Raw genomic sequence first — 11,275 nt, 5'->3', positions numbered from 1 at the left:
ATTTCTCGTTTATTTTTTATTCTAATATGCCGTCCAAATTAACATCATACAGGATCTGATCCTGAACGAGCCTGTATTCAATTACATCACCGTCTTTTAACCAGATCTTCGATTCTCTTTCAGCCTCGATCGGACTGTCTGAACAGTGTATGAGATTTCTGACAGCTCTTCCGTCGATCCCGGCAACACTATAGGAATCCAGCGTCAGATCTCCCCTTATCGTTCCAACATCAGAAGTCAGCGGTTCGGTTCCGCCCACAAGTTTTTTGGTGATCCCCACCGCCTGATTGCCTTCTAGCAGTATCACAAGAACGGGTCCCGACATAAAGAAGTCAATATTCGCTCTCAATATATCTTTTCCATATTCTATCGCCGACTTTTCGACCTTCAATCCGAGTTCCTTCCTTTCATTCACCTGTCTCTCGCCCTTGATCTGAAACCACGCATCATTCTTGTTATAATGCGCCCAGCATTGATCTTCCTTCGGTATGACAAATTTAAAAGCCACAAACTTCAAACCGACTCTCTCCAATCGTCCTATAATATCTCCGACTAGCGACCTCTGGATGCCATCAGGTTTAATAATTACCAGTGTTCGTTCTTTTTTTGGATGTTTTTCCATTGTAATTCGTTTATTTATTAAATATTGATTAAAGACCCGGCATGCTTTTCAGAGAATCTGCATTGTCTTTGTCATAGTCATACACTCCATTAGCCTCTTTGTTCAATTTCGCTATATACTCGTTCCAGTCTTCTTCGCCGAACTTTTTCAGACCGATCTTGTCTAGCAATGCGATTATCCGGTTTTTTCCCTTTTCAGCGTCCGTTTTGCTCGTCATTACTTCAGCTTCATAGAATCTGGAGTGTATCTCATCTTTTGTACCGTATCTGATCACATCCTGAATTGCGATCTCAACACCGTCAACGTCATATCTCAGAATTTTTCTGACCGCTGCCACGCCTTTTCTAAATCCCAAAAGAGCCATGAACGAAAAAGCATTTTTCAGATCGCCGCCTTCCACAAAAACAGATGCCTCCTCCCTGGCAAAAGCTCCGAACTTTCCCTTCTTAACGATCAGTTCGATCTTTCCATTTGTCACCCTGAGACGGATATCCGACTTCCTATCCCCGATGCCCTCAAGAAACGTGGAATAATCAACAAGAAATCGGCTCTGTTTTTTCAAAAGCCTTCCGTTCTTGTCGATATATTTCAAAAGTTGCTTATGCGATTCATCGTCAAGCGGCCCGCGAATCTCGATCTCGATATTTTTAGTATCCATATCAAATAAATTATTATTCGCACCCTACATAGTTCATAATAGCAATTAATAGTTCAAAAGTAAATACTTCACTCGACGGCAACATCGCCCGAAATATCCGTTCTTAATACCTCAATGTTCACATTTTTCAATCTGTTCAGAACATCATCCGATGGATGCCCGTATTTGTTCTTTCCGACGGATATAATGGCTTTTTGAGGAGATACTTTTTCAATGAATTCTGCGGATGTGGCAGACTTGCTTCCATGATGCGACACTTTCAATATATCCGAGTCGATATCAATGCCGCGTCTTATCAGATCGCTTTCAACAAGCGATCCCGCATCACCCATGAGCAATATGGTTTTTCCATTGATCGACGCCTTTAAGACGATAGAATCGTTATTGTCATCGCTGGCACCCGTGCCGGCATCTCCGAAATGCAAAATCTCGGCACTTTGATCGCCTGCATGGATCATTTGGCCGAATTGGGCATAACGTCTTTTAATTCCTTTTTCCGATATGACCGCGTCAAGCTCTTTGCAGATCTGAGTATCGCAGGAATATCTCGTCTGAAGAATCTCGTCAACCTCATAATATTTCAGCACCTCGATCAATCCTCCTGCGTGATCGCTGTCCGGATGCGTTATAACAACTAATTCGATCGTATGATCATAAAAAGGCATATTTTTTCCCAATTCATCCATTATCCTCTTTCCATCGCCGCCGTCTATCAGCACCTGGTCATCGTTTTCCGCCAGAATCAGAGTCGCATCGCCCTGGCCCACATCCAGAAATACGATCTTCGCACGAACGCTTTGCATATCGCTTCCAAAAACCATCAAAATAAAGAAGTTTACAATTCCAAGAAATATAATCAATACAGTCCTTATATTTTTGAACAATGCCATCATATTTCGTTGACAAAATATCCTTAAAGATTATGATTTATCATATGGAGGTGTTGATATTCCCAAAAAAACAAAAAGAAAGACGATTGACGAGAAAATCGAGATAATTCCGATAAATGGAGTAGTGATAAATGTGCCTTTCACGACATTTCTCGGGATCAGGTTCGATGAGCGATATGGCGATACGTTTGTTTATCTTCGCGAAAATAAAGGAAAAAAAATACTTCATGAATTTCATCCCGGATCGGGCAGCATAACGAAACACAAAAACGTTTCAGCGAGCAAATTACGCTCTATACGCAGCGAGATCGCAGAATATGATAAAGACATGGAAGAGTGCGATGAAAGCGCAATGGACCCGCTTAATCCGATAAAAAAGACATCTAAGAAAAAACTGGAGACAGGAATGCCGATGTTCAGTTGATCTTCAAAGCATCCCAAGCTCAAGGCTTCGGGATTTTTTTATTGTTTGCGTTTCCGGACATTATGCTATTCAAAAATGTTTTACCCCGAAGTAATCCTATCAAAATCATATAATATGCGGGCACGAATAAATAATTCGGATCGTCATATCTTATAGCGAACAAATCTATTTTTGAGATATATTTGATCGTCTCCACTTGATATTCGATCAGAAGCCAGATGGGCCATGACAGAACCCTTGCAAGATACAAGCTGAACGTCCCTATGAATATTATGGCAAATCCTCCGATCATGACAGCTATGGCAAACGGCAATACAAGCATATTCGAAACAACAGAAAGGACCGATACGTTCCCGAAATTATACAACAGTATCGGCAAAGCCGCGATCTGTGCGGAAATCGTTGCCATAAATATCGTCTTCATGCCGAATATGTCCCTGATGCCGGACAGATGTTTATCAAATTTCGGATAGATGAACATCAGACCCATCACCGCAAGAAATGAAAGCTGAAATCCCACGTCATATCGGAGCAGATAAGGATTTTCAAGAAGCATTGCGCTGGCCGCAAAAACAATGGCGTTCAGAGCCGAAGGAAGCCTGCCAAGCTTGAACGCTACAAGCACTAATTCGCCCATTATACCGGCTCTGATCGACGAAGACGAACTTTCTATGATCATAACATAAAGTATGATCCCGATCGATGAAAAATAAAATGCTCTGTCCCTCCTTATTCCCAACGACAGCAGAAGACTCATCAGAATGATCGCAATTATGGAAATATTAAAGCCGGATATTGCGAGAAGATGACGCGTTCCCGTTTTATTGAAAGCGTTTATCACTTCTTCGCTTATATCCGATTCGATGCCCAATATCAGAGCATTCATAATGGCGGATTGCGGCTGGGGATATATCTTTTTATTGAGCTCGGATGCAAAATCTCTGATTCCTGCGGAATACCCGCACAAAAGATCTGTGGTATTCTTTACGGATTCTATTTTGGGATAATACATTGTATAATATATACCTTTTGACGCAAGATACATCCTGTAGTCAAAGCCGCTGAAATTACTTGGCATATTGATCTTCCCCTCAATAACAATAGCGCTGCATGCCTTATAGGCGGGATAGTGGGGAAGATATACGATGATTTTTCCAGGAATTGCACTTCCGCTTGCCGAGTTCTTCAGACTATCAAGCACTATTTCCTGATCACTGTTCTTTGCAGTTCCAATATGCGCCATTCTGCCCTCGATTTTAATTTTTCGCCCCTCCTCAAATCCATTTAATTTTACTGCAGCCTCATCATTTTTCACGCGCATTTCTATGCTGACTGCTCCTGCCAGAATGATCAGTATTACAAGCGATAATTTCGCGGCATTGCCTTTTCTGAAAATAAAAAACAGCATCGCCGCGATGCCTGAATAAAATATCAATAGCCAGATCTCAACAAAACAATACGATCCAAGCAGCACTCCGGATATGAATGCTCCGCAAAGAACTAAAAATAATTCCGACCTAGTCATCGATCTCTATGACCTTCTCATGGCTTTTTTCACCTTTAATGATACTGATCCTGCTCCTACTGATATCCATTGCTTCGGACAAAACCTCAACCAGCTTCTTATTCGCTTTTCCATTTTCCGGAACGGCCGTCAGATATATTCTCAGCATCGGAAGTTCGTCATCTTTCGCCCTTCCCTTAAAACCAAGATCAAGCCGATATAAATTGTCGATACCCACCACCTCATTCCTTGATGACCTGGTGATGACCTTGCATCTAAATTTCATGTTTTAATCAGACATAATTATTACATTCCTGCAAAATGGCTTTATTTTTTCAGCCATTATTTCAAGCATTTCCCTGGGATAGGGCACGACTGCTGCATATCCGGCAAGCAGAGTCTTCTCCGGCCTGAATCCCTGGAGTGAATATCTGTCTATCTTTTTGAGTATCTCCTTATTAATGCCATTCAGCCACGCCATCATTACATCTATATCACCCTCATTCACCAGCCCCCTGACAACCGTTGTCCTGAGTTCAAGTTTTTTGCCGCTATTGATCATCAGACCCAGGCTTTTTTCAATATTTTTTACAACGCCATCGCCGCCGCCCAGAATTATATATTTTTTCGGTACCGTTTTTATATCCACCGCCCAATAGTCGACAATGTCGTCCTTTACCAGATTCTTGACGGTTCCCAACTGAGTCGCATTCGTATCGAGCTTGACCAAAAAACCCATATCTTTTATTTTCCTGATGAAACCGCTTAATCCTATCTGCAGGGTAGGCTCCCCTCCCGTTATGCAAACCCCGTCAAGATCACCCTTTCTTGTTTCGAGGAACTTAATAACGTCTTGTTCGCTTATATTATTTTCATAATCTATCTTTTTGGGATCGACTATTTCGGGATTATGGCAATAAGGGCACCTCAAATTGCAGCCTTTCGTAAAAACAATTGCCGATATTTTGCCCGGATAATCAAGCAGGGTAAATTTTTGCATTCCGCCTATGATCATGTTATATTCGTTTCCCGGTTAAATTCGTTTACCACTGTTAACAATATAGCACTATAATCATTTTTGTTCAATTTTATGCCTCCGCTGCCGGCAAAACAAAAAAACATCATAAGATGCTTTTTTGTACAGCATTTGAATATGCTACCATTTGAAACAGAAATCCCATTGATTTGGATTAATATTCGACTACTGCGGTTATTATATTCGGGTATCTCTCCACGTCTTTCTTGGCAAGCCTGTAAGATGTTCCTTCTCCCGGAGTCGCTTCGAGATTATATAAATTACCTGTTTCTTCCTGATATTTAACCATTTTATCCCTCATAAACATGAGCACTTCCTCGGCAAATTTATTTCCCTTTTCAGTGATTATGCCCGACTTTTTTCCCATAAAGTTCAACAGTGCTTCATTCATTCCTATTATTCCGATAGTTGAGAAATGATTTCCCCAGAATTCGCCCCTTTGAAGTTTAATATTCGACAGATAATATTTCGAGTAGGGATACAATCCTTTCTCCGTGAAATTTTCAAGCGTCTTCCTCTTGATTTCAAGACTTTCTTTGGCCAGATCCATCATTTTTTCCAGCCGGACGAAGAAATCGGCCTTATTTTTCGACAAATATCCCAATCTTGGCAAGTTGATGGTGACAACTCCGATGGAACCCGTAAGAGGATGAGCTCCGAAAAGCCCTCCGCCTCTTTTATAAAGTTCTCTCGTATCAAGCCTTAGTCTGCAGCACATTGATCTCGCATCCTCAGGCTTCATGTCGCTGTTAACATAGTTCGCGAAATAAGGAATTCCATACTTAGCGGTCATTTCCCAGATCGGTTCAAGATTAGGGTCATCCCAGTCAAAATCCTTCGTAATATTATAAGTTGGGATCGGAAACGTAAAGACCCGTCCCGAAGCGTCGCCTTCATACATCACTTCTGCAAATGCCTTGTTTATGAGGCTTATCTCGTTTGAAAAGTCCTTATATTGCTCCTTTTGTATGACTCCGCCGATGATCACAGGTTCATCCGCAAGATTTGAAGGCGCCTTCAGATCCATTGTTATATTCGTAAAAGGCGTCTGGAAACCAACTCTGGTCGGAACATTCATGTTATAGACAAATTCCTGCATTGCCTGTTTCACATCCCTGTATGTCAGCTGATCGTATTTGATATATGGTGCCAAAAGAGTATCGAAATTCGAGAAAGCCTGCGCTCCCGCAGCTTCTCCCTGAAGTGTATAGAAAAAATTCACAACCTGCCCCAATGCGCTTCTGAAATGCTTGGGCGGCTTGCTGTCAATTTTGCCCTTTACGCCTCCAAAACCCCTCGTCAGGAGGTCTTTCAGGTCCCATCCGCAGCAATACACGGACAAAAGTCCGAGATCATGGATATGAAAATCTCCACTCACATACGCCTCTCTTATTTCCGGCGGATAGATCTTCTCGAGCCAATACTTCGAAGTAATTACATTGGAAATATAATTGTTCAATCCCTGCAATGAATATGACATATTACTATTCTCTTTGACTTGCCAGTCAGCTTCGCTCAAGTAATCATCAACGAGATCAATGGATTTTTTCAGAACATCATGATTTTCACGTATCAATCTGTGCTGTTCTCTGTATATAATGTAAGCCTTTACAGTATCCAAATAATTTTCGCGGATCAAATAATCCTCGACGATATCCTGCATTTCTTCAACGGTCGGAATTTCGGCCTTGAATTTTCCGCCGCCGTTCCGAACATAGAAACGCTTATTCACTTCATGTTCGATCTTTTTTGCCAGTTCCTGCGCATTCCTCTTTCCGCCTTCGCCCGTAGCAGTCAGCGCTTTATGTATCGCACTTGTGATCTTTGCCTTATCAAACCTGACAACCCTGCCGTCTCGTTTCCTGATTTTGGTCACTTTTGTTTTTTTCTCGTTCATCTATTTTTTATTAATGGCTTACCTAATAAAAATGCTATGATCCAATACCCGTTAATGCTCAACAAAAAACTGCCTTTATAATTTCTGCTCAATATTATTCAAAATAAAGGACAGATCTTTTTATTTTATGTCTAATTTGTTTTTGTTTTTTTAATTTTTCAATCTTCGTCTTCGTAATCCTTTTTGATCATTTTTCTTCTTATAAATGCCGGAATATCTATTTCGTCGTTATACTTAAGAGGATTAATTTTGGATTCAAATGTTTTTTCTTCTTTTTCCTCAGCAATTCTTTCAAACACAGGCTCATCATATTTCTTGCTTTCCTGAGCAGGGATCGTCTTTGAAATAAGATCTGAGTTCTGAGCTTCAACATTCATTTTTTTCGACGGCACCTGATTAACTGGCTTTTCGGGAACATTTTCACTTTCTTCGCGCTTTAGTCCTTCTTTTTCGAAAAATTTCTCGATTCTACTTTCGCTTTTTTTCAATCCCAAGCTCGGACGAAAACTGCTTCGCGAGATAATTTTTTTATGGACCTCGTCTCCGAATCCGGTGGCGATAACCGTAACCTTTATCTCTCCCTTCTTCAATGTTTCGTCGGTAATGGCTCCGAATATGACTTTTGCATCAGGGTCTATGGATTCAACGATCACGTTTGCCGCTTCATTCACTTCCATCATAGTAAGGTCCAACCCTCCGCTTATGTTGAACAACACACCCTTTGCTCCATGTATCGAAATATCCAAAAGAGGGCTGTTTATCGCCTGTTTTGCCGCTTCACTTGCTCTATTTTCACCGCTTGCCCGCCCGATCCCCATCAGCGACGTTCCCGTGTTTTCCATGACAGCCTTCACATCCGCGAAATCCACATTAACGATGCCGGGAATTGTTATAAGATCCGAAATTCCCTGTACGGCTTGCCTGAGTACATCATCTACTATCTTAAATGAATCAAGAAGCAATGTTTTTTTGTCTATTATCTGCAACAATTTGTCATTGGGGATCGTAATGATCGCATCAACCTGTCTTCTTAATATTTCAAGCCCTTCGTCAGCTATCCTTCTTCGCTGTATCCCCTCGAACAAAAAAGGCCTCGTGACCACTGCAACGGTCAATGCACCGCTTTCCTTTGCAACTTCAGCAATTATCGGAGCAGCTCCCGTGCCTGTTCCTCCGCCAAGTCCGCATGTAACAAAAACCATATCTGAATTTTTCAGAGCATCCTGAATCTCGTCTTTATTTTCTTCCGCAGCTTGCCGTCCCATGTCAGGATTCATTCCTGCTCCCAGACCTCTAGTTAAGTTCTTTCCTATATGAATTTTTTCAGTCACCCTGCAATGATGCAGATCCTGAGCATCAGTATTGACTGCAATAAAATCTATGCCTTTCAGATTCGCCTCAGCCATGCGGCTTATCGCATGATTTCCGCCTCCGCCCACCCCAATAACCTTGATCCTCGCAAATGTTTCAAGTTCCGGCTTAATTTCTTTCATAATATATTCATAAATTATTATATTCTAATTTCATATTACATTTTTTTTTATTTTCACGCAAATCCATATTTTTTCGTTTTCAAGGCAGCAATGTTTTGAATAATTTCCTGATCTTTTTTCCTATTTTATCGATGGATATCTTATCCATCATACCGCTCGAACTTGACTGAAAATAACCGTTCTCATCAGACTCCCACAAAATCAATCCGATAGAGGTCGCAAACGAAGGATCATCGACGCGATCAATGATGCCATCCATCTCCTTCGGATATCCGATCTGCGCCGGAAGCCTTAACGCTTTTTTCGCAAGATTCACGATTCCCGGAAGCTTTGCTCCGCCTCCGGTTATAACGACCCCCGAAGGAAGCATCCCGCTTTTATCGATCTTTTTCAACTCGTCGTCAACCATTGAAAAGATTTCATCCACCCTCGCCTCGACTATTTCCGCAAGATACTTGCGACTGAACTCCCCTTCTTCATTTTCATCGAATTCAGAAAGTACGATCTTTTCATTCTTACCGACATCCGACGACTGCACTGTTCCATATTCAAGTTTGATCTTCTCTGCAACGTCGATCGACGTCCTGAGTCCGATCGCAACATCATTCGTAATGTGCCCCGCACCCACCGGTATGACGCACGATAGCAATATGTTTCCATCCTCATATACCGATATCCCTGTAATTCCCTTTCCAATATCAACAACTACAACACCCAATTCTTTCTGCCTTTTTGTCAAAACCGCCTTAGCTGCTGCAAGATTTGAGAACACAATACATTCAACATCTATTCCCGACCGTTCTACGCATTTATTCAGATTCTTTATAAACGGCGTCGTTCCTTCAACAACCAGAGCATTGACCTCCAGCCTGACGCCATTCATTCCCACAGGATCCTTTATTTTTTCCTGCCCGTCTATTGTATAATTGCAGGGAAAAAGATTAATTATCTCTTTGTTATTGGGGATCGATATGGCCTGAGCCGCATTTATGACGCGCGCCACGTCGTCCTCGCTTATCTCGCCATCCGCCCTGGATACGGCAACAACACCTTTTGAAAATTGCGAAAAAATATGACTTCCGTTAATGCTTACTATAGCATGCTCAACCGGAATTCCCGCCGTTCTCTCGGCCAGTTCCTTCGACTCGACGATTGACCTTATTACTTCTTCCACGTCAACAACAATACCCCCGTTCAACCCGTTCGACGGTGCAACTCCAACGCCCAGCACCATAAGCTTTGAAGTATCGCTTTGTTTTTGGGCAATTACGGTCCTGACCGAACTTGTCCCTATATCCAGCCCGACTATGATATCGTCTTTTGACATAATATTTGTTTTTTACCTCCGCTGCAATTATCGTTTTAACTAAAAACAATTAACTTCGAATTCTATCGAGTTATACATTACATTATAATACAAAACAAAAAAAATAAAAAGCTTTTATACTCCGATACGAGGACCAAAAATTATCAAACCAATGATCACAGCGCCAATGGCCGAAATAAGAACCGCTGCAGCCATCATGTCCTTTATGATCTTCGCGTATGGATGAACTCTGGGCTCAAGAATATCCACAACCCTTTCAAATACACTATTCAGAATTTCTAGCACCAGGATCAGCACTATTATAAGGACCAAAGTCAATTTTTCCCACGCCCGAACATCAAAATATTGAGCAAAAAAAATAACAATCGTCGAAATTATTATCTGTATCCTGAAATTTTGCTCTTTTGCCGCATATTTAATCCCCCTTGAAGCGTTTATTAAGCTCCTGTAAAAATTTTTTATACTGAATGGCATCGTATTTTGATCCTTAAGATATTACAGTTCCGAAAGCAACCTGTTTTCAGTCCGTTGCATAATGCGCGCATCTTTATCATCCTCATGATCGAATCCCGCGAGATGCAATATTCCGTGAATTAAAAGTATTGACAGCTCCTTTTTTAAGCTATGCCCCTTCTGTTTCGCTTGCTCTTTGGCACGCTCAGTGCAAATGAATATTTCACCTAAATTTTCAGGAATATCGCGGGGGCTGACAAACGGATCTTTCTTGCTTCCGTAAGTATTTCCGAAAGACAGCACGTCAGTTACCTTGTCCTTTCCTCTGTAAATTCTATTGAGATCTCTCATTCTTTTTTTTCCGATGAACACCAAGTCGAATTCCGCATCATCTTTATGCATCGATCTCAAACTGCTTTCAACTATATGTTTAATGTATGCCTCATTGACAGTTTTTCTTGATAAATATCTTATATGAAACGGCATATATAAATGTCCTTATTGGATTTTTCCAAGCTCATCTCTGACAATAGAGCTTACGGTTTTGCCATCCGCATTGCCTCCCGTTTCTTTCATAACTTCTTTCATGAGTCCGCCGAAATCGGAAGATTTGCCGAGGCCGGTTTTTGATATAACATTCTTTACGATAGTTCTTATCGCCTCTTCGCCCATTTCCTCCGGAAGATACTTCTGTAAAATTACGATTTCACTTTCTTCCTGCTTAACAAGATCTTCTCGTTTTCCCTGTTTATACATTTCCACAGAATCTTTTCTTTTTTTTACATTGCTTTTAATTATCTTTACAACATCGTCGTCACCGATCTCCTTTATGAGCTCAATCTCCTTGTTCCGTATATCCGAATTCAGCAACCTCAAAACTGACAAAGATATCTTGTCTTGATTTTTCATGGAAGCCTTGAGATCACTCCTAATTTTATCTTTTAAGCCCATTTATTTAATTTATTGCGGAA

The 11,275-nt window shown here is 41.2% G+C and carries 11 protein-coding genes and 2 pseudogenes; 1 reads left to right on the top strand and 12 read right to left on the bottom strand.

The window, feature by feature from the left end:
- Positions 1-16: 16 nt before the first annotated feature.
- The 3 genes from WC788_03015 to WC788_03005 form a co-directional block, all read right to left on the bottom strand.
- Complete coding sequence (locus WC788_03015) at positions 17-622, bottom strand: nucleoside-diphosphate kinase (protein ID MFA6096573.1); 606 nt, start codon at positions 620-622, stop codon at positions 17-19.
- Positions 623-650: 28 nt separating this feature from the next.
- Complete coding sequence (locus WC788_03010; GenBank protein MFA6096572.1) at positions 651-1,280, bottom strand: hypothetical protein; 630 nt, start codon at positions 1,278-1,280, stop codon at positions 651-653.
- A gap of 68 nt (positions 1,281-1,348) precedes the next feature.
- Positions 1,349-2,083 (bottom strand): MBL fold metallo-hydrolase, encoded by a 735-nt coding sequence (locus tag WC788_03005; protein ID MFA6096571.1) that lies wholly within the window; start codon positions 2,081-2,083, stop codon positions 1,349-1,351.
- 211 nt (positions 2,084-2,294) lie between these two features.
- On the opposite strand from WC788_03005, the gene WC788_03000 reads away from it, so the two are divergent.
- Complete coding sequence (locus tag WC788_03000; protein ID MFA6096570.1) at positions 2,295-2,594, top strand: hypothetical protein; 300 nt, start codon at positions 2,295-2,297, stop codon at positions 2,592-2,594.
- Between the two features lie 19 nt (positions 2,595-2,613).
- On the opposite strand, the gene WC788_02995 is transcribed toward WC788_03000, so the two are convergent.
- The 9 genes and pseudogenes from WC788_02995 to WC788_02955 form a co-directional block, all read right to left on the bottom strand.
- Complete coding sequence (locus WC788_02995; protein ID MFA6096569.1) at positions 2,614-4,119, bottom strand: ComEC/Rec2 family competence protein; 1,506 nt, start codon at positions 4,117-4,119, stop codon at positions 2,614-2,616.
- On the bottom strand, positions 4,112-4,384 hold the full coding sequence (locus WC788_02990) for a DUF167 domain-containing protein (protein ID MFA6096568.1): 273 nt from the start codon (positions 4,382-4,384) through the stop codon (positions 4,112-4,114). The genes WC788_02995 and WC788_02990 overlap by 8 nt, the downstream gene beginning before the upstream one ends.
- 3 nt (positions 4,385-4,387) lie before the next feature.
- Positions 4,388-5,113 (bottom strand): anaerobic ribonucleoside-triphosphate reductase activating protein, encoded by a 726-nt coding sequence (locus WC788_02985; GenBank protein MFA6096567.1) that lies wholly within the window; start codon positions 5,111-5,113, stop codon positions 4,388-4,390.
- Positions 5,114-5,303: 190 nt separating this feature from the next.
- Positions 5,304-7,031: pseudogene (locus WC788_02980) on the bottom strand (ribonucleoside triphosphate reductase).
- Positions 7,032-7,468: 437 nt separating this feature from the next.
- Positions 7,469-8,524, bottom strand: a pseudogene (gene ftsZ / locus WC788_02975) (cell division protein FtsZ).
- 79 nt (positions 8,525-8,603) lie between these two features.
- Complete coding sequence (gene ftsA, locus WC788_02970) at positions 8,604-9,851, bottom strand: cell division protein FtsA (protein MFA6096566.1); 1,248 nt, start codon at positions 9,849-9,851, stop codon at positions 8,604-8,606.
- A 114-nt stretch (positions 9,852-9,965) separates the two neighbouring features.
- On the bottom strand, positions 9,966-10,325 hold the full coding sequence (locus WC788_02965) for a diacylglycerol kinase (GenBank protein ID MFA6096565.1): 360 nt from the start codon (positions 10,323-10,325) through the stop codon (positions 9,966-9,968).
- 21 nt (positions 10,326-10,346) lie between these two features.
- On the bottom strand, positions 10,347-10,790 hold the full coding sequence (ybeY, locus tag WC788_02960; GenBank protein MFA6096564.1) for an rRNA maturation RNase YbeY: 444 nt from the start codon (positions 10,788-10,790) through the stop codon (positions 10,347-10,349).
- 12 nt (positions 10,791-10,802) lie between these two features.
- Positions 10,803-11,255 carry a GatB/YqeY domain-containing protein gene (locus WC788_02955; protein ID MFA6096563.1) on the bottom strand — a complete coding sequence of 151 codons (453 nt, stop codon included), beginning with the start codon at positions 11,253-11,255 and terminating at the stop codon, positions 10,803-10,805.
- Between the last annotated feature and the right edge of the window lie 20 nt (positions 11,256-11,275).

This window comes from Candidatus Paceibacterota bacterium (assembly GCA_041661265.1).
Classification (GTDB): Bacteria; Patescibacteriota; Minisyncoccia; order JAHIHE01; family JAGLIN01; genus JBAZUT01.
Note: the sequence above shows the minus strand (reverse complement) of the source record. Positions and strands in the feature narration are given on the sequence as shown.